Origin of the sequence: Mesorhizobium sp. B2-8-1, assembly GCF_006440955.1 — a bacterium.
Lineage (GTDB): Bacteria > Pseudomonadota > Alphaproteobacteria > Rhizobiales > Rhizobiaceae > Mesorhizobium.
The window spans coordinates 286,349-310,175 of sequence record NZ_VFTX01000004.1; the positions used below are offsets into that span (position 1 = coordinate 286,349).

Genomic DNA, 23,827 nt, shown 5'->3' on the forward strand with positions numbered 1-23,827 from the left:
GTGACATGACAGACCTGCTTTCCGGCATTCGCGTGCTCGACCTGACCAACGTCCTGGCCGGGCCCTATTGCGCCTACCAGCTGGCGCTGCTCGGCGCCGACGTGATCAAGGTCGAGGCGCCGCAAGGCGGCGACCTGGCGCGACAGCTCGGCGGTTCGCCGGAACTCAACCAGGCCGGCATGGGCGCTTCGTTCCTGGCGCAGAATGCCGGCAAACGCTCCGTCGTGCTCGATCTCAAGAAGGAAGCCGAGCGCGAACGCTTCCTCGACCTGGTCGCCAGCGCCGATGCGCTGGTGGAAAATTTCCGCCCCGGCGTCATGGGCCGGCTTGGCCTCGGCTACGAGGCGCTGAAGGCGGTCCGCCCCAGCCTTGTCTACTGCGCGATATCGGGCTTCGGCCAGACCGGGCCGATGCGTGACAATCCGGCCTATGACCAGATCATCCAGGGCCTTTCGGGCATTATGAGCATCACCGGCACGCCGGAGACGGCACCCTTGCGGGTGGGCTATCCCGTCGCCGACACGCTGGGCGGATTGGTCGGGGCCTTCGCCATCGTCTCGGCGCTGGTGAGGCAGAAGACGAGCGGCGAGGGTGCCTTCCTGGACGTATCGATGCTTGAATGCACATTGTCGGCGCTTGGCTGGCCGGTTTCCAACTATCTGACGGCCGGGGTCGATCCCAAGCCGATGGGCAATGAGAACATGACGGCGGCACCGTCGGGCGCCTTTCGCACCGGCGACGGTCTGCTCAACATCGCCGCCAACAAGCAGGAGCAGTTCGTAACACTTTGCCGGCTTATCGAACGGCCGGAGCTGGCGTCGGATCCACGCTTTGCCGAGCGCGAGACGCGCAAGCGGAACCGTGCGGCGCTGAAGATCGAGATCGAGGGGGCCTTGGCGAATGGCCCGGCGGCTGCGTGGGAAGAAAAACTGAACCGCGCCGGGGTGCCGGCGGGCAGGGTGCTGACGATCCCGCAGGTGCTGGCCGAACCGCAGGTGCTGGAGCGCCAGATGACCAGGGCTTTCGACGGCGTGGCTGACATGGAGAGACCGCTGACGGTTCTGCGCGGCGGCTTCATGGTCGATGGTACGGCTCCATTGCCGGCTTCTCCGCCACCGGCCCTGGGCGAGCACATGGACGAGGTTTTCGCCGGCCTGCCGCCGCGAGCCAAGGCAAAGGCACTCACATGAGCGATATGAGCGAGCAAAAGACGGGCCGCGAGCGTGCAGAGGAGTGGTGGCAGACCGGCATCATCGAAATGCGGCCCGGCGTCATCCGGCTGCGCGGCTATGAAATCCAGGACCTGATCGGCCGCGTCAGCTTCCCGGCTGTCATCTGGCTGATGCTGCGCGGCGAATTGCCCAGCGAGGAACAGGCCGCGCTGCTCGGCATTGCGCTGGGCGCGGCCGTCGATCATGGGCCGCAGGCGCCGTCGATCGCTATCGCCCGCATGGCGGCGACCTGCGGTGTCGGTATCAACAGCGCCATGGCTTCGGCCATCAACGTGCTTGGCGACGTCCATGGCGGCGCCGGCGAGCAGGCGCTTGCCTTCTATGGCGACATTGCCGCGGCGCTCGATGGCGGCACGACGCTGAAAGAGGCTGTCTCGGGGCGGCTTGACCGGTTCTTTGCCGGGGAAAAGGGCTACGTGCCGGGGCTGGGCCATCGCTTCCATCCGGTCGACCCGCGCGCGCCGCGCCTGATGGAACTGACGCGGGAGTTTGCCGCGCGCGGCGTGATCAATGGCCGCTTCGCCGATATCGCCGAGGCGATCGAGGCGGAGGTCGCGCGGCGCAAGGGCAAAAAGATACCGCTCAACATCGATGGCGCGACCGCCGTCATTTACGGCGAGCTTGGCTTTCCGCCACCGCTGACGCGCGGGCTTTTCGTGCTGTCGCGCTCGGTCGGCATCCTGGCGCATGCCTGGGAACAATCGCAGCAAGCCGAGCGGAACAAAGGTCCGCTGCCACGCGAATGGCTGTGGGCCTATGCCGGTACGCCGGTGCGATCGCTCCCCGAAGAGGACGGCGCCGGGGCGTGAGGCCTTTACGTAGGGCCGATTTGTGCCGGCTGGGGAAGCTTCAAGGTCCTTACCAGCGTCGAAAGTTCGGGTTCGTCGATGAGCATGGCCGCATCGGCCGGCGCCAGCCAGGCCCGTTGCCGCCGTTTGGCTTCCTGCCAGTCGGCAAGCTCTTGCGTTACTTCCAACAGATAGACGATGACGTCGACGCGCACGAAACGGTTGGCCAGCCGCTTCCAATAGGAATAGGTGCCCGCCGGCTGCTTCAGGGTCTTGCCGAGTACGCCCGCTTCTTCCTGCGCCTCGATGGTGGCCGCCTTGCGTCCGCTCTTGCCTTTCATCGGCCAGCCCTTGGGTACGATGAAGCGCCTGGTGGTGCGCGAGGTGACCAGCATGACCTCGATGTCGCCGCGCTGGTCCAGCCGAAAAGGGATAGCCGCGACCTGGCGGATCGTCTCGCCCTTCTTGGCCTTGCGCACGGCCTTTTTCTTGGTGGCTGCCATTCGAAAATCCAGTCGGTGCAGTGCCCATACCGTGACGCGGTGTCGTTACAAAACCCAAACTGCGGCAGGGGCACCTGAACGCCCCTACCATGTAAGTCGGCTAAATAAAAGAGAAGCCCGCCTCAGCGGCAGGTGCTTACGGCGGTGTTGCCGATTATCTGCGTCTGGCAGTTCGGCCTGACCCGCGGCACGATGGGCGGGGGCTGTTGCACGATCACCCGGTCCTGAGCCCGATTCTGTTGCTGCTGCTGCTGAAACTGCTGCCGCTGGACACGGTTTTGCAAGGCCTGCAGATCGTTCTGCTGGATCAACGCGTTGTTGTCGACGGAGGGAACGAGCACCTGCGCGGAAGCAGGCAGACGGATGCCCGCCAGCGTCGCGGCTGCCAATGCCGCCGTCATGAAAACCGTTGATGGCCGAAGCGCCAACATCTGCTCATTCCCGCACAAACAAAGTTCACTCTACATATAGTGCGTTTGTCCCCTCGTGCCACGCCAGAGTGCCGATTAACAGGAAATCGCGTGATCGCGCCCCCTTCGCGGCGGAGGAGAATCTGCCCCGCCGCCCGCATCGCACTTGACGGAAGCGATCGATTCGCCGCTCTATCGGGCTGACGCCGGCCTCCAATTCCATGGCGTCAACGGCGTCGGCATGTCCGTCGGATGTAACGGCGCCTTCGAGGAAACGGTCAAACAGAACGCCGACAGTGCGTCCTTCAGGGTCAGCTTCCAGCTGGCTCAGGGATGGAGCCGGGCAAAAGGGGTCCTTATGAGGAAGCACGCGTATCTGCTGGCGATGCTGGGGGCTGCCTGCATCGCCGGTCTGCCGGCCGCGGCGGCGCAGACAAAAGGCGACAAAGCGGCGGCCGCGCCCGCCGCCAACCAGCCCCAGTTGCCCGGCGGCGCATCGGCCCTGTCCGAAACCCATGGCGACTGGGCGGTCAACTGCCAGATATCGGGCGCGGCCAAGGCATGCAGCCTGTCACACCAGCAGTTCAACAAGCAAGGCAACCAGCGTCTGCTGGCGATAGAGCTGTCGAGCAGGACGGGCGAAGACGCGACCGGTACGCTCGCTTTGCCGTTCGGCCTGGCGCTCGCCAAGGGCGTCACCCTGACGATCGACGACCAGAAGCTGGACGGCAGTCTGCAGTTCAACACTTGCCAAGCCGTCGGCTGCCTGGTGCCGGTGGCGTTCGATGCCAACGTCGTCCCCGTGCTCAAGGCGGGCACCACCTTGAAGGTCGATGCCTTCGCGGCGGATACGGGGCAAGCGGTTAGCTTCTCCATCCCGCTCAATGGCTTCGGAAGTGCGCTTGCCCGGACGGCCGAGCTTCTTGCCGACTAGCGGTTCAGCGTTCGACAGAATCGCTAGCTTGCGCTAAGCCTTTGTTTTAGGAATTCCGACGGTCCAGCTCGTCACGCTGCGGTCGTTTTCAGCCGTTCCGCGATCAGGGTGGCGAGCCGGGTCGCCACTTCGTCCTTGCTCATCTCGGGCCATTCCTCGACGCCGGTCTTCGAGACGATGCGAACACGGTTGCGGTCGCCGCCCATCACACCGGATGGGCCGACGCCGCTGGTCTGCGACACGTCGTTGGCGACAATGAAGTCGGCGCCCTTCTTCCTCAGCTTGGCTTCGGCGTTGCGCAAAAGGTCCTGCGTCTCGGCGGCGAAGCCGACCACCAGCGCCGGCCGCTGCTTGTGATGCCCGACGCCCGCAAGGATGTCGGGGTTCTCGATCATGCGCAGCACCGGCGGGCCTTCGCCCGGCGCTTTCTTGATCTTCTCGCCAGCTGGGCTGTCGGTGCGCCAATCGGCGACGGCGGCGACGAATACCGCCGCATCGGCCGGTAGAAGCTGTTCCACGGCATCGCGCATTTCCTGCGCCCGCTCGACGTGGATGGTTTTCACACCAGCCGGATCGGCGATGCTGACGGGACCGGAGACCAGCCTCACGTCGGCGCCGAGCCTGGCCAATGCCGCCGCTATGGCATGGCCCTGCTTTCCCGACGATCGGTTGGCGATGTAGCGAACGGGGTCGATCGGCTCGTGCGTCGGGCCTGACGTGACGATGATCTTCTTGCCGGCCAGCGGCTTGGATCCGGTATCGAGCAGCGCCTCGATGGCGGCGACGATCTCCAGCGGCTCGGCCATGCGGCCTTCGCCAGCCTCGTTGCTCTCGGCCATCTCGCCTTTGGCGGGGCCAACGAAGGTGATGCCATCCTTGTGCAGCGCCGCACGATTGCGCCGCGTCGCCGGATGCGCCCACATTCTGGGGTTCATGGCCGGCGCCATCAGCACCGGCTTGTCGGTGGCCAGGAGCACGGTGGAGGCAAGATCATTGGCGTGGCCGTTGGCGAGCTTGGCCATCAGGTCGGCGGTGGCGGGCGCCACGACTAGCAGATCGGCCTCGCGCGATAGCCTGATATGGCCGACATCGTGCTCGTCATTGCGATCGAAGAGATCGGTAAAGACATGGTCTGCCGAGAGCGCACCGGCCGACAGCGTGGTGACGAATTCCCGCGCAGCCGACGTCATGACCACGCGCACCGCCGCACCCCTTTCACGCAGACGGCGGATCAGGTCGAGTGCCTTGTAGGCGGCGATGCCGCCGCCGATGATGAGCAGGATGCGCTTGCCGGAGAGGCTCATGAAGGACCAGAGATCATCAGCGACTTTCTTCTGATCAAAATCTGCTTTTTGCAGCTCCCGGCCGAATTCGAGGATCTCCTCCGCCGTAACGAAATCCTCGGCACCTTTGAAGGTGGGCGCCACTTCCTTGAGCAGCAGACTTCTTGCCTCCTGCTCCATCGACACACCATGACGGGCAGCCCGCTCGCGCAGTCTTTGTTTCAAATCCTCGTCGAGATTGCGAATGGTCAGGGTACCCATGGCTAACTTTGCCTCCCTGCCATTGGTTGAACCTTGGCCTCGTCCTTAAATGTCAGGCGTCCACCATCGAAGCCTTTCGTGGTCGGAAGCCCCACTGATGCCGCGAGCACATCCCGCGCCTCCTGCTCCATGGAAACGCCGCGCGCGGCACCGCGTTCACGCAATCGCTGCATGACATGATCTTCCAGATTCCGGACAGTAATCCTGGCCATAGTCGCACTCCTGCGCACAATATAGCTATCCCGTCTTTCGACTGCAATGACCGCATTGCTGTCATTGCAGTCACTCAGAGCAGCTTCCAGGCTATATAGACCAGCGTCAGGGCTATCACCCACAGCGCCACGCGGCCGGAGCGGTTGTAGCGCGCTTCGGCCTTTCCGATGGCGCGGGCCGTCGCCTCGTCGAAGCGCAGGCCATGCTCGGCCATCAGGTCGATCTCGCGCGACAGCCGCTCGGTGCGCGCTGCCAACTCGGGGGCTTGGCGGATCAGCGTCAGCATCGCCTTGCCGCCGTCGCGGGCGTCGGCCAGCAGGCCGCTTGGCCCGAGATTTCCTGATATCCAGCCGCTGACCACGGGTTCGGCGGTCTTCCACATGTTGAAGGCCGGATCGAGCGTGCGCGCCACGCCCTCGACCACCACCATGGTTTTCTGCAGGAGGATCAGTTCGGGCCGCGTCGCCATGTCGAAGAGTTCGGTCACCTCGAACAGCAGCGTCAGAAGCTTGGCCATGGAAATGGTCTCGGCCGGCTGGCCATGGATCGGCTCGCCGATGGCGCGGATCGCCTGGGCGAAGGCCGCGACATTGTGCTGGCGCGGCACGTAGCCGGCCTCGAAATGAACCTCGGCGACGCGCAGATAGTCGCGCGTGATGAAGCCGTAGAGGATTTCGGCGAGGAACCGGCGCTCCTTCTTGCCGAGCCTGCCGGCAATGCCGAGATCGACCGCGACGATCGTGCCATCAGCCTCGACGAACAGGTTGCCCGGATGCATGTCGGCGTGAAAGAAGCCGTCGCGCAGCGTATGGCGCAAGAACGACTGGATGAGGTTGGCCGCGATTGCCCTCAGATCGTGTCCAGCGGCGGCGAGTCCGGCGATGTCGTTCATCTTGATGCCGTCGACCCATTCCATGGTCAGCACGTCGCGGCCGGTGCGCTCCCAGTCGACGGAAGGGACGCGAAAGCCCGGATCCTCCCTGGTGCTTTGACCAAGTTCGGAAAGCGCGGCCGCCTCGAGGCGCAGGTCCATCTCGATCTTGGTGGTCTGCGCCAGCGTCTCGGTCACCTCCACAGGCCGCAGCCGGCGTGAGGAGGGGATGTATTTCTCCTGCAGGCGGGCCGCGAGGAAATAGCTTTCGAGATCCTGGAAGAAGCGGCGGCGCACGCCCGGCCGGATCACCTTGACCGCCACCTTCCTGACGACGCCGCCATCGACCGTTTCAGCGGCATGGACCTGGGCGATGGAGGCCGCGGCGACAGGGTCGCCGAACTGCGTGTAGAAGTCGCCGAGCTTGCGCCCGAGCGAGCCCTCGATGGCCGCCACCGCCTCGGCCGTCGGGAAGGTGTGCATCTTGTCCTGCAGCATGGCGAGATCGAGCGCCATGTCGTTGCCGACGACGTCGGGTCGTGTCGCCAGAAACTGGCCAAGCTTGACATAGGACGGCCCGAGCCGGACCACCGCCTTGGCCAGCCGATCGCTGCGCTCATAGGCGAGCGCGCGGCGGCGGGTAAACAGCCGCGCCAGCCGCCAGCCCAATTTCGGCAGGCCGGACAGTTCCTCGCCGGGCAAAGCGGCGACGACGCCCTCGCGCACAAGCACCCAGCCGGCCCGCATGAGCCGAAATCCAGCGCTGACGGTGCTCATGCCCGGGCCTGCCTCAAAGTTTCCAGCCCGAATGAAGCGCGGCGATGCCGCCGGAATAGTTGCGGAACGAGACCCGATCGAAGCCCGCGCGGGTTATCATGGAAGCAAAATTCGCTTGGTTGGGGAATTTCGCGATCGACTCGACGAGATAGGAATAAGGCTCGCCATCGCCGGTGACGGCCTTGCCGATCTTCGGAATGGCCTTGAACGACCAGGCCTCGTAGACCCTGTCGAGCAACGGCATCTCGACCTCGGAAAATTCCAGGCACAGGAACCGCCCGCCCGGCTTCAGCACGCGCAACGCTTCGGTGAGAGCGACGTCGATCCTGGGGACGTTGCGGATGCCGAAAGCGATGGTGTAGGCGTCGAAGGTGGCGTCCGCGAACGGCAGTTCCTCGGCATTGGCTTCGACGAAGTCGGTGTTGCCGGACATGCCTTTCTTTTGCGCCCTGTCGCGACCGACGGCGAGCATCGAGCCGTTGATGTCGAGCACGGTGGCATGAGCATGCCCATGGCTGGCATCGACGATGCGAAAGGCGATGTCGCCGGTGCCGCCGGCGACATCGAGCACGCGCCAGCCCGGCCGCTTCGGCGGATTGAGCCAGGTTACCATGGCATCCTTCCACAGCCGGTGCAGGCCGCCCGACATCAGGTCGTTCATCAGGTCGTAGCGGTTGGCGACCTTGTGGAAAACATCGTTGACCAGGGGCTGCTTGTCGCCTGCCCCTACACGCTTGAAACCATAGGAGGTTTCCATGCCGCCGGCGGCCGTGGTTCTCTCAACTGACATTTTTTTGATCCGTCATAAAACCGGCGGGACCATAGCCGATCGATGGTGCGGGCGCTATTGTTTAAGGCGCGGTGTTCGGCCGCGCTTCCAGGTGGCGGGTTTCGAGACCTGGACTGACCGACGGGATGTTTGAATGCCTTTGAAAGCGGAACTGCACTGCCACATCGAAGGGGCAGCGGCACCGGAACTCGTCATCCGACAGGCGCAGAAATACGGCAAGGACATCTCGCCCTATATCCAGAACGGCTCTTTCGTCTGGCACGATTTCACCTCTTTTCTCGCCGCCTATGATTTCGCCTCCGACCTGTTCCGGACCGAGGAAGACTATGCGCGGCTGGCTGACCATTATCTGACCAGCCTGGCTCGTGACGGCGCCATCTACTCAGAGGTCTTCACCTCGCCGGATCATGCCATGAAGGCGGGCCTGTCGCCCAAGGCCTATACTGACGCGCTCGGCGAAGGCATGGCCCGCGCCAAGGCCAAGACCGGCATCGAGGGCCGCATGATCGTCACCGGCGTGCGCCATGCCGGCGTCGAGTCCATCGAGCAGGCAGCGCGCTTTGCCGCGCGCTGCGGACATCCGCTGGTAACCGGCTTCGGTGTCGCCGGCGACGAGAGGGTCGGCGAGATGGAGGACTACGTCAGGGCATTCGAAATCGCCCGCGAGGCCGGGCTCGGCATTACCGTTCACGCAGGCGAACTGACGGGGTGGGAGACGGTCCAGGCGGCGCTCGATCACATCCGCCCGTCGCGCATCGGCCATGGCGTGCGCGCCATCGAAAACCCCGATCTTGTCCGGCGCATCGCCGATGAGGGCGTGGTGCTGGAATGCTGTCCCGGCTCCAATATTGCGTTGAAAGTGTTCGACAGTTTCGCCGCCCACCCGTTCCCCGCCCTGCTCGCGGCCGGCTGCAAGGTGACGCTCAACTCGGATGATCCGCCCTATTTCTGGACCTCGCTGAAACGCGAATACGACATTGCGGCCGAGTATTTCTCGATGAACGAGAAGGCGCTGGCGGCCGTTACCCGAACGGCCATCGAGGCCGCTTTCGTCGACAGGAAGACCAAGGCAACGCTGCTCAGCCGGCTGGATGCGAAGGCCAGGTGAATGAAGGCTGGGTGGACAGGGAGTGGCCAGCAGTGAGCAGCTTGGCGGAGCGCGCATCGGGACTCGCAAATCGGCTCACTATTCACTACTCACTATTGGCTACTCACCACGAACCACGTCGGAGCACATCATGAAGGGCGTCACCGTCGTCGACCACCCGCTTGTCCAGCACAAACTGAGCATCATGCGCAAGAAGGAGACCTCGACGGCCGGTTTCCGGCGGCTGCTGCGCGAGATCTCGCTGCTGCTCGGCTATGAGGTGACGCGCAATCTCGAACTCACGACGACGACCATCGAAACGCCGATCGAAACGATGGAGGCGCCGACGCTGGAAGGCAAGAAGCTAGTCTTCGCCTCGGTGCTGCGCGCCGGCAATGGCTTGCTCGAAGGCCTGCTCGACCTGGTTCCGGCGGCCCGCGTCGCCCATATCGGCCTCTATCGCGACCATGAGACGCTGGAGGCGGTCGAATATTTCTTCAAGGCGCCGAGCGACCTCGCCGACCGGCTGGTCATCGTCGTCGATCCGATGCTGGCCACCGCCAATTCCGCCATCGCGGCGATCGACAAGCTGAAGGGGCGCGGCGCCACCAACATCCGCTTTCTGTGCCTGCTGGCGGCGCCCGAAGGCATCGAGCGCTTCACCAAGGCACATCCCGACGTTCCCGTCTTCACGGCTTCCATCGATCGCCAGCTCAACGAGAAGGGCTACATCATGCCCGGCCTCGGCGACGCCGGCGACCGCATGTACGGGACAAAGTGATTTACCGAAAGTTTACGCAACGGCGCGGTTTCGAGCGGCGTTAAAACGGCAAACACCATCCCGGCGTTAAGGATCGGCCTTCACGACAGCGCCGCGCGTCCTGTCGGACGCTGCGGCACTTTGATTTGCGCGTGATCCTTTCCGAAATCGATCCCGATTTTCGGGGTCATGCGCCGGGGCCGATCCATGCTGCGCAAGCTACTTATCCTCAGCGTCTTTGCCGGTACATCGGCATCCATCCCGATTGTCTATCAGTCGAATCCGCAGATGTTCGAAAGCCTGCTGAAAACGGCGGTGACGGCCAAGCCAGCGGCCGACGCCCGTCCGGAGGTCGCCTTGGCAGCGGCTCCCGACAAGCCGGTGGCGCCGTTGCCGATGGGCCGCAAGGTTGTCGTCACGGCCGACGCGCGAGGGCATTTCTCGTCGGCCTTCAAACTGAACGGACGCCAGATCGACGGCATGATCGATACAGGAGCGACACTGGTCGCCGTCAACACCTCGACGGCGCGCAGGATCGGTCTGTCGCTGAACCCGTCGGACTTCAGTCATGAGGTCAACACGGCCAACGGCACGATCAAGGCGGCGTTGGTGATGATCGACCGCGTGCAGATCGGCAGCATCACCGTCAACGACGTGCAGGCCATCGTGCTCGACGACAAGGCGCTGCACACCAATTTGATCGGCATGAGCTTTCTCAATCGGCTGGGCAAATATCAGGCCGAAAACGGCACGCTGCTTCTTGTCCAGTGAGCGGGCACGGCCGTTCGGGGCTGGGTCATATCAGCCACGCGGCAGGATGCGCCGGATGACCGACTTGTCGGCAGGCGGCTTGGAAGCGCCGATCGCATAGGCCGAAAGCACCGTTGCCGCCGTGGCTTCGGCGTCGGACACCGAGCGGGCATGGACCAGCGCCAGCGGCTCGCCAGCTCGAACCTCGGCGCCGACCGGCAACAGCCTGGTGATGCCGACCGCCGGGTCGACCTTGTCGTCTGGCCGGGTGCGGCCGCCGCCCAGCCCGACCACGGCAAGGCCGATATCACGCGTGGCAATGCCGGTGACGAAGCCGTCCGCGATCGCTCTCACCGCGTGTTCCGTTGGCGCAACGGGCAAATATCGTTCCGGCTTGTCGATGAAATCGGCGGGGCCGCCGAGCACCGTCACCATGCGCGCGAAGGTGGCGGCGGCGCGGCCGCTGGCAAGCGTTTCGGTGGCCCGCCGCATGCCGTCCTGGTTGGACGGCACCAGACCCGCCGCCTGCAGCATTTCGGCGGCGAGCGCCAGCGTCACATCCTCCAGGCGCCGGTCGCGAAGGCGGCCGGTCAGGAAATCGACGGCGTTGCGCACCTCGACCGCATTGCCGGCGGCCGACGCCAGCGGTTCGTTCATGCCGGTGATCAACGCCGAAACTTTTAATCCGGCGCCGCTTGCGACTTCGACCAGGCTGTTGGCGAGCGCCGTCGCGTCGCGCGACTTCTCCATGAAGGCGCCATTGCCGACCTTGACGTCGAGCACCAGCGACCCCAGGCCTGCCGCCAGTTTCTTCGACAGGATCGAGGCGGTGATCAGCGGCACCGACTCCACGGTTCCGGTCACGTCACGGATGGCATAGAGCCGGCGGTCGGCCGGCGCGAGGTCCGCAGTCTGGCCGATGATGGCGCAACCCGCCTCTAGCACCGCCTTGCGAAACAGCGTGATGTCGGGCTGGCTGGCGTAGCCGGGGATGGAATCCATTTTATCCAGCGTGCCGCCGGTGTGGCCGAGGCCGCGGCCGGATATCATCGGCACATAAGCGCCGCAGGCAGCGACGATCGGCGCCAGCATCAGCGAGACGTTGTCGCCGACGCCGCCTGTCGAATGTTTGTCCGTGACCGGGCCGGGCAGGTCCGACCAGTCGAGCACGTCGCCGGAATCGCGCATGGCCAATGTCAACGCCACGGCCTCGTCGCGGCCCATGCCGTTGAAGAACACCGCCATGGCGAAAGCCGCGACCTGGCCATCGGTGACGGCGCCATCGGTTACGCCGGCGATGAAGTCGGCGATTTCGCGCGCCGGCAGTCTGTGGCCGTCGCGCTTGTGGCGGATGATTTCCTGCGGAAGCATCAGTTCTCCAACAGTCCGTCGCGGAACACACGCTTCAGGATCGTCGCCAGCCGCGCGCCGCCGACCGGGGCCATATCCTTGGTCTCCTGGTGCGAAAGCTCGGCTCCGGTCATGCCGGCGGCAAGATTGGTGATGATCGAGCAGGCGGCGACACGCAGGCCAAGGAAGCGGGCAAGGATGACTTCCGGCACGGTCGACATGCCGACCGCGTTGGCACCCATGATGCGCGCCATGCGGATCTCGGCCGGCGTTTCGAAGCACGGGCCGGAGAACCACATGTAGACGCCCTTGTGCAGCGCCGTGCCGGTCGCCTTTGCCGCCTGTTCGATCGCCGTGCGGATGCCGGCATCGTAGGCTTCGGTCAGGCCGACGAAACGGCGGTCGCTCGGCTCGCCGATCAGCGGGTTGGTGCCGGAGAAATTGATGTGGTCCGATATCAGCATCACCGAACCCGGCCCCATCTCCGGATCGACCGAGCCGGCGGCATTGGTGAGGATCAGCTTGGTGATGCCGGTGCCGGCAAGCACCTCCAGCACCGGCCGCATCGCCGCCGCGTTGCCGTGCTCGTAATAGTGGGCGCGGCCCGACAGCATCAGCACCGGCGTGCCGGCAAACAGCCCGACCACCACCTCTCCGGCATGCCCGGAAACGCCGCTTCTGGGAAAGCCGGGCAGATCGGCATAGGAGACACGGATCGGGTTCTCGACCTGGCTGACCAGCCCTCCCAGGCCAGAACCCAGCACCAGCGCCGTGGTCGGCGCCAGGCCGTCCAGCCGTTCGATCAGATGGTCGAGCGCTTCCTTCATTTCAGCATGTCGCCGCGAAAGCCGTAAGGCAGCATGTCGCCCATGGTCACGGTTTCGGCGACGCCCGCATTGTCGCAGAGATAGAGTTTCGTTTCCGGACGGCAGAATTCGGCCAGCCGCTGCCGGCAGCCGCCGCAAGGCGAGCATTTGGCCATGCGCTCGGCAAGGACGGCGATTTCCATGATCTTGCCGCCGCCGCCCATGATGTAATGGCCGAGCGCCGTCGTCTCGGCGCACCAGCCTTCCGGATAGGAAGCGACCTCGATATTGGCGCCCGTGAAGACGCGCCCGTCCTCGGTGCGAAGTGCGGCACCGACCGGAAATTTCGAATAGGGGGCATAAGCCTTGGCCATGGCAGCCTTCGCCGCTTCGAACAATTCATGCGACATTTCAGTGTTCTCTCCGATGATCTTGTCCATAAGCCGGCGCGCCTTTTGCGTCGCGCCCTGGATCCTCAGCGTTCCTTGACATAAGGCACGCCGCCGGCGCGCGGCGGGATCGCCTTGCCGATGAAACCGGCGAGCAGGATGACGGTGAGAATATAGGGCAGGGCCTGCATGAACTGCACCGGCACCTTGCCGATGAGCGGCAGCGGCGAGCCTTGCAGGCGGATCGACAGGGCGTCGAGGAAGCCGAACAGCAGGCAGGCGAGCATGGCGTTGACCGGCTTCCACTTGGCAAAGATCAATGCGGCCAGCGCGATGTAGCCCTTGCCGGCGGTCATGTCCTTCACGAAGCCGCCATTCTGCACCATCGACAGATAGGCGCCGGCGACGCCGGTCAGGATGCCGGTGCAGATCAGCGCCCTGTAGCGCAGCCAGGCGACCGAGATGCCGGCGGTGTCCACGGCGGCCGGGTTTTCGCCGACCGCGCGCAGCCGCAGCCCAAAGCGCGTGCGAAACAGCACCCACCAGGTGAAAGGCACCATCGCGAAGGCGAGATAGACCAGTATCGAGTGGCCGGAGATCAGTTCCGCGTAGATCGGCCCGAGGACCGGCACGCCTCGGACGGCCTCGGCGCCGGGCCAGATAATGGCTTCGAACCGCTCGGCTGGTTGCAGCGCCGGCGTGCGCCCGCCTTGCTGGAACCAGGCCTGGCCGAGGATAATGGTCGAGCCGGCGGCGATGAAGTTGATCGCCACGCCGGAAACGATCTGGTTGCCGCGATGGGTGATCGAGGCAAAGCCGTGGATCATCGCGAACGCGACCGAGATCAGGATCGCCATGCCCAGTCCGAGGAAGGCGGAATGGAAGACCGACGCGGCCGCCGCACCGGCGAAGGCGCCGACCAGCATCTTGCCTTCGAGGCCGATGTCGAAGATGCCGGCGCGTTCCGAATAGAGGCCGGCCAGGCAGGCGAGCAGCAGCGGCACCGAGAGGCGGATGGTGGAATCCAGCGTCTGGACGATGGCGTTGAAGGTGTCCATTCAGGCGCCTTTTCCCTTGACCGCTTCCATGCCGACCGACCTCGGGCTGAGCGAGGCGAACAGCGCCTGGATGTAAGGCCTGAACATGTGTTCGAGCGCACCGGCGAACAGGATGACCAACCCTTGAATGATCACGATCATGTCGCGGCTGATCGCAGGCATCTCGAAGGCGAGTTCGGCGCCGCCCTGGTAGAGCATGCCAAACAGGATGGCCGCCAGCACGATGCCGACAGGGTGCAGGCGACCCATCAGCGCCACGGCGATGCCGACGAAACCGGCGCCGCTGACGAAGTCGATCGCGACATTGTGCTGGTCGCCCATCACCGGATTGAGCGCCATCATGCCGGCGAGCGCGCCCGAGACCATCATGGCGGTGATGATGATGCGGGTTTCGGAAATGCCGGCATAGCGCGCCGCCTTTGGACTGTGGCCGTAGGTGCGCATCTCATAGCCGAGCTTGGTGCGCCAGATCAGCAGCCAGACCAGGAAGGCCATGAGCAGCGCGAGCAGGAAGGAGATGTTGAGCGGCGCCGACCGGATCTTGGCGCCGAACAGCTCGATGACCCAGTTGAGTTTCGGCAATTCCGCGCCCGCCAGGAAGTTGCGCGTCTGCGGCGCCTGCGAGGCTGCCGGTTTCAACGGGCCGACCAGCAGGTATACCATGATCGAAGCAGCGATGAAGTTGAACATGATGGTGGTGATGACGATGTGCGAGCCGCGCCTGGCCTGCAGATAGGCGGGGATCAGCGCCCACAAGGCGCCCACGGCCGCCGAAGCCACGATGGCCAGCGGAAATGTCAGCCACCATGGCAGCACGCTGTCGAAGGAAAGACAGACGATGGCGATGCCGAGGCCGGCGATGTAGGCCTGCCCCTCGGTGCCGATGTTGAACAGGCCGCAATGCGCTGCTACCGCCACCGACAGTCCGGTGAAGATGAAGGTGGTGGCATAGAAGAGGGTAAAGGCGATACCTGTTCCCTTGCCGAAGGCGCCCTCGACCAGGATGACGGCGGCACGGAACGGGTTCTCGCCGACCAGAAGCACGACGAAGCCCGCGACGATGAAGGCCACAGACAGATTGATCAGCGGGATCAGCCCATAGTCGGCCCAGGCCGGCAATTTGGCATAGGGCGTGCTCATTGCGCCGCCTCCTGGCGCTCAACACCCGCCATCAGCAGGCCGAGCTCGCCCTCGCTCGCCTCCGGCCCGTGTTCGCCGACGATGCGGCCGGCAAACATGACCAGGATGCGGTCCGAGAGCGAGCGGATCTCATCGAGCTCGACCGACACGACCAGCACGGCCTTGCCCTGGTCGCGCATGGCGATCAGGCGCTTGTGGATGAACTCGATGGCGCCGACGTCGACGCCGCGCGTCGGCTGGCCGACGATGAGAACGCCGGGGTCCTGTTCGATTTCGCGCGCGAGCACGATCTTCTGCTGGTTGCCGCCGGAGAAGTTGGCGGTCTTCAGCCGTGGATTGCCGGGGCGGATGTCGTATTTCTCGATCTTGTCCTTGGCATCGGCAACGATGGCATCGATGTTGAGGAAGGGTCCTCTGAGGTAGCGGGGATCGTCATGGTAGCCGAGGATGGAATTCTCGTTCTCCTCGAAGGCCAGCACCAGCCCGACATGATGGCGATCCTCAGGCACATGGGCGAGGCCGCGGTCGCGCAGTTCGCCGGGATCGGCCTTGCCGGTGAGATCGATCGGCTTGCCCTCGAGCATCACCGAACCGGAAACGGCGTGCCTGATGCCGGAGATCGCCTCGAGCAGTTCGGACTGGCCGTTGCCGGCGACACCGGCGATGCCGACGATCTCGCCGGCGCGCAGGTCGAAGGAGATGTCGTCGACCATGGTGACGCCGCGGGAATCCTTGACCGTCAGGTTCTTGACCGCGAGTTTTACCGCGCCGGCTTCCGCTTCGCCCTTCTCCACCCGCAAGAGCACGCGGCGCCCGACCATCAGCTCGGCCAGTTCCGCGACGGTGGTCTTCTTCGTTTCCCTGGTCGCCACCATCGTGCCCTGGCGCATCACCGAAACCGTGTCGGTGATGGCCATGATCTCGCGCAATTTGTGGGTGATCAGCACCACCGTCTTTCCCTGCTCCTTCAATTGCTTGAGGATGCGGAAGAGGTGGTCGGCCTCGGCCGGCGTCAGCACGCCCGTCGGCTCGTCGAGGATCAGGATCTCGGCGCCGCGATAGAGCGCCTTGAGGATCTCGACGCGCTGCTGCAGGCCGACCGGCAATTCCTCGACGATGGCGTCGGGATCGACCTCGAGGCCGTATTCACGCTCCAGCCGCTCCAGTTCGGAACGCGCCTTGGCGATGCTTTTCTTCAGCAAGGCGTCGCTTTCGGCGCCCAGGATGACGTTCTCCAGGACCGAGAAATTGTCGACCAGCATGAAATGCTGGTGCACCATGCCGATGCCGAGCGCGATCGCATCGTTGGGCGTGCTTATCGATGCCGGCTTGCCGCCGACGCGGATCTCGCCGCTGTCGGCCTGGTAGAAGCCATACAGAATCGACATCAGCGTCGACTTGCCGGCGCCGTTCTCGCCGACGATGCCGTGGATGGTGCCGCGCGCGATTTCCAGGTTGATGTCGCGGTTGGCGCGCACGGCGCCAAAGCTCTTGTTGATGCCAATCAGTTCGATTGCGGCCAGTTCAATCGCGGCATGCGCCATGCAGCCTGTCCCACTCTTATTTTTTTATCGCTTGGTCAAAATGCCTAGCATGACGCTCCGCCCGTGCCAATTGGCCGGAGCAGCGTCCACTCTCGACAAATCCCGGCGCGCTTGTCAATTTCGAACGTGGCCGAAGCTCTCATATTCGCTAATATGGCAAGCCGATTTGACACTGCGCGCGACACCTGAGGACTTTGCATGACCGTGCCCGCCGACCGGCTGACGACGCTGGAGATCCGCTCCGCCGAGCAGGAGAAGACCATCGAGGAGCTGTCCGGCCAGATCGCCGAGCAGTGGAAGGTGATCGAGCGCATGCAGCGCAAGCTCGACGCGCTGACCGACCGCTTCCTGACGCTGGAGGAACAGGCGGCACCCGACGTGCCGGTGACTAAGCCGCCGCACTGGTAGGGGAGGGAAGCCGAGCGATGGCCAGCGATCGCATCGCAAGAGCCGGCGACTACGTGCTTGGCCTGATGAACGATGCAGAGCGCGAACGGGCCGAGCGCGATCTGGAGATCGATCCCGCCTTTCGCGATGCCGTGGTCCAGCTTGCCGAGCACCTGCATATTTTCGACCGCACCGAAGCCGCCGGTGGCGCGGAGCGCTGGCGGCAGATCACGCAGCGCATCGGCGACTTGCCGCAGATGCGCGCTGTCGGTCTTGAGGACGCTAAACCGGTGATCCGGGGCCCCGCCAAGCCGCATGATGTCGGCTTCTATTCTCTCGGCGACCGGCGCGGACTTGCGGTCGCCATTGGACTGGTCGTGGCTTTCGCATTGGGTTATCTGGCGGGAAAGCTATAGCCCACATTGGCGCGACATCAGCGCCATCGGCTCCCCGTTCTGCCTGAACGGCTCGACGACTATCCAACCAAGCCTCATGTAGTAATCGCGCGCCTCCCACGTGTAGAGATAAAGCGCCTCCACGCCGAGCGATGTGGCATGAGCTTCGATTGCCCTGACCAGCGCAGTGCCGATCCCTCGGTGCTGGTGCTCGGGAGCGATGGCCAGGCCGGCCAGCCATGGTGTCAGATCATGCGCCGGTTCGAGTTCGTCGCGGACCAGCAGGCAGGTCCCGACCGGCACGTCGCCGATCCGGGCCACGAACGCCGTTTCGAAGCCGTCGCCGTGCAGCAGTTTACGAAGTCCGGCCACGTCGTCGTCCAGCGTTCGTCCGGTGCCCGTGAAAAAGGCGGCAACGCGCAATCGCGCCACCGCTGCAATGTCACGTTCGTTCATGGGTTCGACTGTCAACTGCACCATTGGCCTGGGGTCGTGTTTCTTGCGAGACGTCTGCGTCTACCCGGCAGCGACTTCCAAAACAAAACCGCCGGGACCATGCCCGGCGGTTTGCTGTCGGTTTGGCAGATCAATACGGGCAGGCGTTGTCGGCGGTGTAATCGTGCACCTCGACCTTGCCGGCGATGATGTCGGCCTTGGCCTTCTCGACCGCCGCCTTCATTTCGTCGGTCACCAGCGCCTTGTTGTTGTCGTCCATGGCGTAGTCGACGCCGCCTTCCTTGAGGCCGAGATTTTCGACGCCACCCTTGAAGGTGCCGTTCTTGCCGTCCATGAAGGCGGTGTAGACGGCAACGTCGACGCGCTTCAGCATCGAGGTCAGGACCTTGCCGGGCTGGAGGCCGTTCTGGTTGGAATCGACACCGATGCCGAGCTTGCCGGCATCAGCCGCCGCCTGCAGCACACCGACGCCGGTGCCGCCAGCGGCCGCATAGACCACGTCGGAACCCTGGTCGATCTGCGTCTTGGCGATCTCGCCGCCCTTGGCCGGGTCGTTCCAGGCGGCCGGCGTGTCGCCGGTCATGTTCTGGATGACGTCGGTCGCGCCTGCCGATTTGGCGCCGCCGACATAGCCGCATTCGAACTTGCGGATCAGCGGAATGTCCATGCCGCCGACGAAGCTCACCTTCTTCGTCTTGGAGGCCATCGCCGCCATGATGCCGACGAGATAGGAGCCTTCATTCTCCTTGAATACCAGCGAGCGGACATTGGGCAGGTCGACGGCATCGTCGATGATGGCGAAGTTGAGATCGGGATATTCGGTCGCGACCTTCTTCAGCGCATCCTCCCAGGCGAAGCCGGCCATGACGATCGGGTTGTGGCCGTCCTCGGCGAAGCGGCGCAACGCCTGCTCGCGTTGCGAAGCGTTGGAGACCTCGAACTCGACATAGGGGACGCCGGTCTCCGTCTTGAACTTTTCGGCGCCATGGTAGGCCGCCTCGTTGAAGGATTTGTCGAACTTGCCGCCGAGATCATAGAGGATGGCCGGCTGCACATCCGCGGCGAAAGCCGGAAGAACCATTGCAGTTGCGGCCAGAAGGCCGAGAACGATACGTTTCATGTGATCCACACCCTGTCGGTTATTTTTTTCCGTTACGCCCCGCACGCCTGCCCGGTTCTCCGGCATGCGCGCGACGTCAGCCAGGAGTGTATATTCCCCTCCCGCTCAGCGGCAATCTGGCACGGCCCGAAATAAAATTCACGTGGAATTTTGACCTTTTGGAAAAGCATGGCGGGGTGCGATGCCCGTGCCCTTCAGGCGAATTGCCCCGTGCGCCGCTGCCGCCTGTAGCCGATGGCGTAGAGCAGCAAGGCAAGCACCGCGAACACGGCAAAGCCCGGCTGGTTGAGCACCCAGGCGATGGGGCCGTCCCATAGCAGCGGGCCGGCCTTGGCGCGAACGAAGCTTTCAAAGGTGGCGCGCGTGTCGGGCGACACGGCCAGCCAGCTTGCATTGAGCGGGGTCAGCACCAGTGCCGAGGCGGCCACCGTGCGTGTCGTGTCAAGCACCGCCATGATGACCGAAATCGACAGCGCGACCATGGCCGCGAGACGAAAGACGAAGCGAAACATCAGAGACCTTTCCCCTGGCCGATCCTCAACATCTTCCCGAGGATCTCCGGCGGTGTTCCGAAATGAGAAATAGAGCGCATGGGCCCCGTTCGCAATCACGGCACGCGAATTGAATCGCGGCCGACGCAGCCTAGCCGGCCGGCCTGCGCTTGCGCCGGTTGGCGAGCCAGACGGCGAGAATGCCGCCGGCAATGGCGCCGACCACCAGCCCGGCCAGGCCGATGAATGCGGCGAAGTAGCCGCACGCACCCTCAAAGCAACTCACGTCGGTGACATCGGCGATGAGCGAACCGGCCAGGAAACCGCCCACCGAGCCGACGACCGCGCCGAGGATGATGCCGAGCAGCGCGGCGACAATGGAAACGAAGACCGACGGCGCTTCGGCTCGCGGCTTGGCATAAACGGTCTCGGCGCCGGAGCCGCGGCGCAACAGGTAGATGCAAAGCAGGCCGATGGCGATCTCGGCGGCGGTGATGGCCAGGCTTCTGGCGGAGAAGACGAAGCCCGGCACGGCAAGTGCGTAAGCGTGACTTGCCAGCAGCCATATGATCGTGGCGGCCTGCCAGATGGTGAAGTGGCTGGGGAAGCGCGCCGAACGGCCGAAGGCGAGGCCGAGCAGGTAAAGTCCCCATAGGATGGTGATGACGTCGGCGACGAGCCCGCTGAAGAGGAAATAGAAAACGGCGTCCGGCAGGCCTGAACTCCCCACCAGCCACAAGGCCGACGCCAGCCAATAGACCGACAGGGCCATGACGATAACGAGCCAGCCCACCGGGACGTAGGAAAGTCCGCTGTCCGGATGTCGGGCCGGGACATTTCCCTCGGCGGGTGGCTGTCCGTTGCCAGGCGTACCGCCCGGAATTCCGCTGCTTGACGTCATGTTGCGACGATGCCCCCCGCAAAGCCTTTCGGACACTCGACAGGCCGCTCGGGACGAAGTCAAGCGCGGCTGGCCTCGCAGCCTTGCCCGTGCACGTCATCAAGCAGCGATTGAAGTGGCGGGACTCCAAACGGATGTGCCGGCGGCCCCCATGAACGCCGTTTGGCCGGCAAAGCGAATTGACCGCCGTTATGGCTTGGCATTCGGCGCCGGATCGACTAGATGAGCCCCGCGCCTGTTGCTTTGACGGCTCAGGTGCGGGCAGGGAGTCCGCTGGTTGGCGGCGCCCGGTGCGGAAGTTCCGCAGCCCAAAGGGAGAGCATCTCCCCAACCCGCGCGGCGAAACCGGCCGGCGCGAAAGGCAAGGACGGAGAGGTGGCCGAGTGGTTGAAGGCGCACGCCTGGAAAGTGTGTTTACGGGAAACCGTAACGCGGGTTCGAATCCCGCTCTCTCCGCCATCCTGCTTCGCTCTTCGAGCTTCGCAGGATTGGCTCAATCGACGACGCGAAGCAGGATGCCCTCCGAAGCTTCAGCGTAGGAGGGCAGGGTCATCAACCTTGCCGACCGGCTTGCACGATTAAAAAAGCAGCTGTCCGCACACGACCCGGTTTTGGAATTCCTGGTGATCTGGTAGTGGTAATCCCGATCACAGGAGATGGCATGCCGGACGATGTAATGGTGCGCGACAGCAACGGCGCTCAGTTGAGTGACGGCGATTCCGTTACGCTGATCAAGGACCTCAAGGTCAAGGGCACTTCGGAGACGATCAAGCGGGGCACGTTGGTGAAGAACATTCGCCTTAACGGTAATCCCGGTGAGATCGAATGCAGTACCAGGCAAGTGAAGGGCCTCGTGCTCAAAACCGAGTTCGTAAAGAAGGCGTGACCCTCAAGGCGGTCGAGCCGCAGGGGTAGAATGCGTTTACCGGCGGCGAGCCGTTTCGTCGGCCAACCTGTTACCCCTTACGACTGACGATATCGCTGGAGCGCCAGGACGCGTTCACCACTTCAAACTCATTCCGCCGAAAATCTTTATAAGATTCCTATTTCTTTCCGCTTTGCCCCGTCTCGAACCTTTATGGCGATCGGGACCATATTCCGCTTTGAGAAAAACGTCAGACGCCGCCACCAATCCAAGTGGGCGGGGCGTTTTCATGTAATCGCCGAGCTGCTTCGAGCGGGCGCAAAGTGGAAAAGTGAAAGCAAGGAACAAGCACAATGGACATCGTTGTTCTCGGGATAGCGGTTTTGTTTTTTGCCCTGTCCTTCGCTTACGTCAAAGCCTGCGACAGAATTTGAGCGGAAGGATCGGGACATGCTTGTCGATTACATCCTCGGTGGTGGCGTGACGTTGTTCCTGCTCGCCTACCTGACATACGCACTGATCCGCCCGGAACGCTTCTGACCGGCGCACGGAAAGCCAAATCATGACTATCAACGGATGGATACAGATCCTCCTCTATTGCGGGATCCTGGTTTTGCTCGTGAAGCCGCTGGGCGGCTACATGCATCGCGTCTTCACCGGCGACCGCAGCTTGCTCTCGCTGGTGCTCGGCCCCGTCGAGCGGGGCCTTTATCGCCTGGCCGGAACCGGCGACCAGGAGCAGCACTGGACGGGCTATGCCGCCGCCATGCTGTTGTTCAACCTTGCCGGTTTCCTGGCGCTCTATTTCCTCCAGCGCCTGCAAGGCGGCCTGCCCTACAACCCGGCCGGCATGAGCGCGGTCGAACCGGGGCTCGCCTTCAACACCGCGGCCAGCTTCATGACCAACACCAACTGGCAGAACTACGGCGGCGAGAGCACGATGTCCTATCTCGTGCAGATGGCCGGCCTCACAGTGCAGAACTTCCTGTCGGCGGCCACCGGCATCGCCATCGCCATGGCGCTGATCCGCGGCTTTGCCCGCGCCTCCGGCAAGTCGATCGGGAATTTCTGGGTCGATATGACCCGTGCCACGCTCTACGTGCTTTTGCCGCTCTGCGTCGTGCTCACCCTGGTCTATGTCTGGCTCGGAATGCCGCAGACGCTGGGAGCCTATGTCGGCGCCACCACGCTCGAAGGCGCGCAGCAGACCATCGCCGTCGGGCCGGTCGCCTCGCAGATCGCCATCAAGATGCTCGGCACCAATGGCGGCGGCTTCTTCAACGCCAATGCCGCGCATCCCTTCGAGAATCCGGACGCCATCTCCAACCTGATCCAGATGCTGTCGATCTTCGCCATCGGCGCGGCGCTCACCAACGTCTTCGGCCGCATGGTCGGCAACCAGCGCCAGGGCTGGGCGATCCTGGCCGCTATGGGCGCGCTGTTCATCGCCGGGGTCGCGGTCTGCTATTGGGCGGAAGCCGCGGGCAATCCGCTGGTCCATGCGCTGGGCATCGACGGCGGCAACATGGAAGGCAAGGAAACCCGCTTCGGCATCGCGCTTTCGGCGCTGTTCGCGGTCATCACCACGGCGGCTTCCTGCGGCGCGGTCAACGCCATGCATGACAGTTTCACCGCGCTCGGCGGCATGATCCCGCTCATCAACATGCAGCTCGGCGAAGTCATCGTCGGCGGCGTCGGCGCCGGCTTCTACGGAATGCTGATGTTCATCCTCATCGCCGTCTTCGTCGCCGGCCTGATGGTCGGGCGCACGCCCGAATGTCTCGGCAAGAAGATCGAGGCCAAAGAGGTCAAGATGGCGATGCTGGCGATCCTGTGCCTGCCGCTGGCGATGCTGGTCTTCACGGCCATCGCGGTGGTCCTGCCGAGCGCCGTGGCATCGATCGCCAATGGCGGGCCGCATGGCTTCTCCGAGATCCTCTACGCCTATACGTCGGCGGCGGCGAACAACGGCTCGGCCTTCGGCGGCCTCACCGGCAACACGCCCTGGTACAACATCACGCTGGGCCTCGGCATGCTCATGGGACGCTTCCTCGTCATCATCCCGGCGCTCGCCATCGCCGGCTCGCTGGCGGCGAAGAAGACCGTGCCCGCCTCGGCCGGCACGTTCCCGACCGACGGCCCGCTGTTCGTCGGGCTGCTGGTCGGCGTCATCGTCATCGTCGGCGGCCTGACCTTCTTCCCGGCGCTCGCCGTCGGGCCGATCGTCGAGCATCTGGCCGCCATCCACGGGCAGACATTCTGAGAC

At 64.1% G+C, this 23,827-nt stretch carries 27 protein-coding genes and 1 tRNA gene; 12 read left to right on the forward strand and 16 right to left on the reverse strand.

What is annotated here, in order from left to right; translation table 11 throughout:
- The first annotated feature begins 5 nt into the window (after nucleotides 1-5).
- Both FJ428_RS13220 and FJ428_RS13225 read left to right on the forward strand, forming a co-directional pair.
- Entirely contained in the window at nucleotides 6-1,190 is a 1,185-nt protein-coding gene (locus tag FJ428_RS13220; protein ID WP_140879543.1) for a CoA transferase, read from the forward strand.
- Entirely contained in the window at nucleotides 1,187-2,041 is an 855-nt protein-coding gene (locus tag FJ428_RS13225) for a citryl-CoA lyase (protein ID WP_140879544.1), read from the forward strand. The genes FJ428_RS13220 and FJ428_RS13225 overlap by 4 nt, the downstream gene beginning before the upstream one ends.
- 5 nt (nucleotides 2,042-2,046) lie before the next feature.
- On the opposite strand, the gene FJ428_RS13230 is transcribed toward FJ428_RS13225, so the two are convergent.
- Both FJ428_RS13230 and FJ428_RS13235 read right to left on the reverse strand, forming a co-directional pair.
- Entirely contained in the window at nucleotides 2,047-2,523 is a 477-nt protein-coding gene (locus FJ428_RS13230; RefSeq protein ID WP_140496381.1) for an NUDIX hydrolase, read from the reverse strand.
- A 122-nt stretch (nucleotides 2,524-2,645) separates the two neighbouring features.
- Nucleotides 2,646-2,924 carry a hypothetical protein gene (locus tag FJ428_RS13235; protein ID WP_224518928.1) on the reverse strand — a complete coding sequence of 93 codons (279 nt, stop codon included), beginning with the start codon at nucleotides 2,922-2,924 and terminating at the stop codon, nucleotides 2,646-2,648.
- 367 nt (nucleotides 2,925-3,291) lie between these two features.
- On the opposite strand from FJ428_RS13235, the gene FJ428_RS13240 reads away from it, so the two are divergent.
- The gene (locus FJ428_RS13240; RefSeq protein ID WP_140632970.1) at nucleotides 3,292-3,867 is read left to right on the forward strand and encodes an invasion associated locus B family protein; all 576 of its coding nucleotides are present in this window, start codon (nucleotides 3,292-3,294) and stop codon (nucleotides 3,865-3,867) included.
- 71 nt (nucleotides 3,868-3,938) lie between these two features.
- Here the strand turns inward: FJ428_RS13240 and coaBC are convergent, their stop codons facing one another.
- The 4 genes from coaBC to ubiE form a co-directional block, all read right to left on the reverse strand.
- The gene (gene coaBC, locus FJ428_RS13245; RefSeq protein ID WP_210240544.1) at nucleotides 3,939-5,411 is read right to left on the reverse strand and encodes a bifunctional phosphopantothenoylcysteine decarboxylase/phosphopantothenate--cysteine ligase CoaBC; all 1,473 of its coding nucleotides are present in this window, start codon (nucleotides 5,409-5,411) and stop codon (nucleotides 3,939-3,941) included.
- A gap of 2 nt (nucleotides 5,412-5,413) precedes the next feature.
- The gene (locus FJ428_RS13250; RefSeq protein ID WP_140496375.1) at nucleotides 5,414-5,623 is read right to left on the reverse strand and encodes a plasmid stabilization protein; all 210 of its coding nucleotides are present in this window, start codon (nucleotides 5,621-5,623) and stop codon (nucleotides 5,414-5,416) included.
- Between the two features lie 74 nt (nucleotides 5,624-5,697).
- Nucleotides 5,698-7,272 carry a 2-polyprenylphenol 6-hydroxylase gene (gene ubiB, locus FJ428_RS13255; RefSeq protein WP_140879546.1) on the reverse strand — a complete coding sequence of 525 codons (1,575 nt, stop codon included), beginning with the start codon at nucleotides 7,270-7,272 and terminating at the stop codon, nucleotides 5,698-5,700.
- A 13-nt stretch (nucleotides 7,273-7,285) separates the two neighbouring features.
- Nucleotides 7,286-8,062 (reverse strand): bifunctional demethylmenaquinone methyltransferase/2-methoxy-6-polyprenyl-1,4-benzoquinol methylase UbiE, encoded by a 777-nt coding sequence (gene ubiE / locus FJ428_RS13260; RefSeq protein WP_140879547.1) that lies wholly within the window; start codon nucleotides 8,060-8,062, stop codon nucleotides 7,286-7,288.
- A 133-nt stretch (nucleotides 8,063-8,195) separates the two neighbouring features.
- On the opposite strand from ubiE, the gene FJ428_RS13265 reads away from it, so the two are divergent.
- The 3 genes from FJ428_RS13265 (at nucleotide 8,196) to FJ428_RS13275 (ending at nucleotide 10,680) form a co-directional block, all read left to right on the forward strand.
- A complete protein-coding gene (locus FJ428_RS13265; protein ID WP_140513737.1) occupies nucleotides 8,196-9,170 on the forward strand; it encodes an adenosine deaminase in 975 nt (324 codons plus the stop codon).
- Nucleotides 9,171-9,300: 130 nt separating this feature from the next.
- Nucleotides 9,301-9,930, forward strand: a complete 630-nt coding sequence (gene upp, locus FJ428_RS13270) for a uracil phosphoribosyltransferase (RefSeq protein WP_140496366.1) — start codon at nucleotides 9,301-9,303, stop codon at nucleotides 9,928-9,930.
- A 186-nt stretch (nucleotides 9,931-10,116) separates the two neighbouring features.
- Complete coding sequence (locus FJ428_RS13275) at nucleotides 10,117-10,680, forward strand: TIGR02281 family clan AA aspartic protease (protein WP_140879548.1); 564 nt, start codon at nucleotides 10,117-10,119, stop codon at nucleotides 10,678-10,680.
- A 30-nt stretch (nucleotides 10,681-10,710) separates the two neighbouring features.
- On the opposite strand, the gene deoA is transcribed toward FJ428_RS13275, so the two are convergent.
- The 6 genes from deoA to FJ428_RS13305 form a co-directional block, all read right to left on the reverse strand.
- Complete coding sequence (deoA, locus tag FJ428_RS13280) at nucleotides 10,711-12,030, reverse strand: thymidine phosphorylase (protein WP_140879549.1); 1,320 nt, start codon at nucleotides 12,028-12,030, stop codon at nucleotides 10,711-10,713.
- On the reverse strand, nucleotides 12,030-12,836 hold the full coding sequence (locus tag FJ428_RS13285; RefSeq protein WP_140879550.1) for a purine-nucleoside phosphorylase: 807 nt from the start codon (nucleotides 12,834-12,836) through the stop codon (nucleotides 12,030-12,032). Before FJ428_RS13285 ends, deoA begins: the two co-directional genes overlap by 1 nt.
- Nucleotides 12,833-13,225, reverse strand: coding sequence for a cytidine deaminase (gene cdd, locus FJ428_RS13290; RefSeq protein WP_140522725.1), 393 nt, complete (start codon nucleotides 13,223-13,225; stop codon nucleotides 12,833-12,835). The genes FJ428_RS13285 and cdd overlap by 4 nt, the downstream gene beginning before the upstream one ends.
- A 65-nt stretch (nucleotides 13,226-13,290) precedes the next feature.
- Complete coding sequence (locus FJ428_RS13295) at nucleotides 13,291-14,262, reverse strand: ABC transporter permease (RefSeq protein ID WP_140513734.1); 972 nt, start codon at nucleotides 14,260-14,262, stop codon at nucleotides 13,291-13,293.
- On the reverse strand, nucleotides 14,263-15,402 hold the full coding sequence (locus FJ428_RS13300) for an ABC transporter permease (RefSeq protein ID WP_140879551.1): 1,140 nt from the start codon (nucleotides 15,400-15,402) through the stop codon (nucleotides 14,263-14,265). It abuts the gene before it with no gap.
- Nucleotides 15,399-16,931 carry an ABC transporter ATP-binding protein gene (locus tag FJ428_RS13305; RefSeq protein ID WP_140879614.1) on the reverse strand — a complete coding sequence of 511 codons (1,533 nt, stop codon included), beginning with the start codon at nucleotides 16,929-16,931 and terminating at the stop codon, nucleotides 15,399-15,401. The genes FJ428_RS13300 and FJ428_RS13305 overlap by 4 nt, the downstream gene beginning before the upstream one ends.
- 213 nt (nucleotides 16,932-17,144) lie before the next feature.
- Between FJ428_RS13305 and FJ428_RS13310 the strand changes: the two genes are divergently transcribed.
- Nucleotides 17,145-17,354, forward strand: a complete 210-nt coding sequence (locus FJ428_RS13310; protein WP_140496354.1) for a SlyX family protein — start codon at nucleotides 17,145-17,147, stop codon at nucleotides 17,352-17,354.
- 17 nt (nucleotides 17,355-17,371) lie between these two features.
- Nucleotides 17,372-17,749: a hypothetical protein gene (locus FJ428_RS13315; RefSeq protein WP_140496352.1), complete on the forward strand. Its 378-nt coding sequence runs from the start codon at nucleotides 17,372-17,374 to the stop codon at nucleotides 17,747-17,749.
- Here the strand turns inward: FJ428_RS13315 and FJ428_RS13320 are convergent.
- The 4 genes from FJ428_RS13320 to FJ428_RS13335 all read right to left on the reverse strand — a co-directional run bounded on the left by FJ428_RS13320 (nucleotide 17,744) and on the right by FJ428_RS13335 (nucleotide 20,696).
- Nucleotides 17,744-18,184: a GNAT family N-acetyltransferase gene (locus tag FJ428_RS13320; protein WP_224518922.1), complete on the reverse strand. Its 441-nt coding sequence runs from the start codon at nucleotides 18,182-18,184 to the stop codon at nucleotides 17,744-17,746. The two genes, FJ428_RS13315 and FJ428_RS13320, sit on opposite strands and share 6 nt — an antisense overlap.
- Before the next feature lie 130 nt (nucleotides 18,185-18,314).
- Complete coding sequence (locus FJ428_RS13325; protein ID WP_140496350.1) at nucleotides 18,315-19,304, reverse strand: BMP family ABC transporter substrate-binding protein; 990 nt, start codon at nucleotides 19,302-19,304, stop codon at nucleotides 18,315-18,317.
- A gap of 194 nt (nucleotides 19,305-19,498) precedes the next feature.
- On the reverse strand, nucleotides 19,499-19,816 hold the full coding sequence (locus FJ428_RS13330; protein WP_140496347.1) for a hypothetical protein: 318 nt from the start codon (nucleotides 19,814-19,816) through the stop codon (nucleotides 19,499-19,501).
- Nucleotides 19,817-19,946: 130 nt separating this feature from the next.
- Entirely contained in the window at nucleotides 19,947-20,696 is a 750-nt protein-coding gene (locus FJ428_RS13335; protein ID WP_224518923.1) for a hypothetical protein, read from the reverse strand.
- Nucleotides 20,697-21,065: 369 nt separating this feature from the next.
- On the opposite strand from FJ428_RS13335, the gene FJ428_RS13340 reads away from it, so the two are divergent.
- From FJ428_RS13340 to kdpA, 4 genes are all read left to right on the forward strand, one after another.
- Nucleotides 21,066-21,155: transfer RNA gene (locus FJ428_RS13340), tRNA-Ser, on the forward strand.
- A gap of 202 nt (nucleotides 21,156-21,357) precedes the next feature.
- Nucleotides 21,358-21,582: an alkylphosphonate utilization protein gene (locus FJ428_RS13345; protein WP_140513729.1), complete on the forward strand. Its 225-nt coding sequence runs from the start codon at nucleotides 21,358-21,360 to the stop codon at nucleotides 21,580-21,582.
- Nucleotides 21,583-22,011: 429 nt separating this feature from the next.
- Nucleotides 22,012-22,101: a K(+)-transporting ATPase subunit F gene (gene kdpF / locus FJ428_RS13350; RefSeq protein WP_015315765.1), complete on the forward strand. Its 90-nt coding sequence runs from the start codon at nucleotides 22,012-22,014 to the stop codon at nucleotides 22,099-22,101.
- A 22-nt stretch (nucleotides 22,102-22,123) separates the two neighbouring features.
- Complete coding sequence (kdpA, locus tag FJ428_RS13355; RefSeq protein ID WP_140522468.1) at nucleotides 22,124-23,824, forward strand: potassium-transporting ATPase subunit KdpA; 1,701 nt, start codon at nucleotides 22,124-22,126, stop codon at nucleotides 23,822-23,824.
- Nucleotides 23,825-23,827: the final 3 nt, after the last annotated feature.

Coding starts and splice junctions, on each gene's coding strand:
- FJ428_RS13220 (WP_140879543.1), top strand. CDS start 6: ATGACAGACCTGCTTTCCGGCATTCGCGTGCTCGACCTGACCAACGTC.
- FJ428_RS13225 (WP_140879544.1), top strand. CDS start 1,187: ATGAGCGATATGAGCGAGCAAAAGACGGGCCGCGAGCGTGCAGAGGAG.
- FJ428_RS13230 (WP_140496381.1), bottom strand. CDS start 2,523: ATGGCAGCCACCAAGAAAAAGGCCGTGCGCAAGGCCAAGAAGGGCGAG.
- FJ428_RS13235 (WP_224518928.1), bottom strand. CDS start 2,924: ATGACGGCGGCATTGGCAGCCGCGACGCTGGCGGGCATCCGTCTGCCT.
- FJ428_RS13240 (WP_140632970.1), top strand. CDS start 3,292: ATGAGGAAGCACGCGTATCTGCTGGCGATGCTGGGGGCTGCCTGCATC.
- coaBC (WP_210240544.1), bottom strand. CDS start 5,411: ATGGGTACCCTGACCATTCGCAATCTCGACGAGGATTTGAAACAAAGA.
- FJ428_RS13250 (WP_140496375.1), bottom strand. CDS start 5,623: ATGGCCAGGATTACTGTCCGGAATCTGGAAGATCATGTCATGCAGCGA.
- ubiB (WP_140879546.1), bottom strand. CDS start 7,272: ATGAGCACCGTCAGCGCTGGATTTCGGCTCATGCGGGCCGGCTGGGTG.
- ubiE (WP_140879547.1), bottom strand. CDS start 8,062: ATGTCAGTTGAGAGAACCACGGCCGCCGGCGGCATGGAAACCTCCTAT.
- FJ428_RS13265 (WP_140513737.1), top strand. CDS start 8,196: ATGCCTTTGAAAGCGGAACTGCACTGCCACATCGAAGGGGCAGCGGCA.
- upp (WP_140496366.1), top strand. CDS start 9,301: ATGAAGGGCGTCACCGTCGTCGACCACCCGCTTGTCCAGCACAAACTG.
- FJ428_RS13275 (WP_140879548.1), top strand. CDS start 10,117: ATGCTGCGCAAGCTACTTATCCTCAGCGTCTTTGCCGGTACATCGGCA.
- deoA (WP_140879549.1), bottom strand. CDS start 12,030: ATGCTTCCGCAGGAAATCATCCGCCACAAGCGCGACGGCCACAGACTG.
- FJ428_RS13285 (WP_140879550.1), bottom strand. CDS start 12,836: ATGAAGGAAGCGCTCGACCATCTGATCGAACGGCTGGACGGCCTGGCG.
- cdd (WP_140522725.1), bottom strand. CDS start 13,225: ATGTCGCATGAATTGTTCGAAGCGGCGAAGGCTGCCATGGCCAAGGCT.
- FJ428_RS13295 (WP_140513734.1), bottom strand. CDS start 14,262: ATGGACACCTTCAACGCCATCGTCCAGACGCTGGATTCCACCATCCGC.
- FJ428_RS13300 (WP_140879551.1), bottom strand. CDS start 15,402: ATGAGCACGCCCTATGCCAAATTGCCGGCCTGGGCCGACTATGGGCTG.
- FJ428_RS13310 (WP_140496354.1), top strand. CDS start 17,145: ATGACCGTGCCCGCCGACCGGCTGACGACGCTGGAGATCCGCTCCGCC.
- FJ428_RS13315 (WP_140496352.1), top strand. CDS start 17,372: ATGGCCAGCGATCGCATCGCAAGAGCCGGCGACTACGTGCTTGGCCTG.
- FJ428_RS13320 (WP_224518922.1), bottom strand. CDS start 18,184: ATGAACGAACGTGACATTGCAGCGGTGGCGCGATTGCGCGTTGCCGCC.
- FJ428_RS13325 (WP_140496350.1), bottom strand. CDS start 19,304: ATGAAACGTATCGTTCTCGGCCTTCTGGCCGCAACTGCAATGGTTCTT.
- FJ428_RS13330 (WP_140496347.1), bottom strand. CDS start 19,816: ATGTTTCGCTTCGTCTTTCGTCTCGCGGCCATGGTCGCGCTGTCGATT.
- FJ428_RS13335 (WP_224518923.1), bottom strand. CDS start 20,696: ATGACGTCAAGCAGCGGAATTCCGGGCGGTACGCCTGGCAACGGACAG.
- FJ428_RS13345 (WP_140513729.1), top strand. CDS start 21,358: ATGCCGGACGATGTAATGGTGCGCGACAGCAACGGCGCTCAGTTGAGT.
- kdpF (WP_015315765.1), top strand. CDS start 22,012: ATGCTTGTCGATTACATCCTCGGTGGTGGCGTGACGTTGTTCCTGCTC.
- kdpA (WP_140522468.1), top strand. CDS start 22,124: ATGACTATCAACGGATGGATACAGATCCTCCTCTATTGCGGGATCCTG.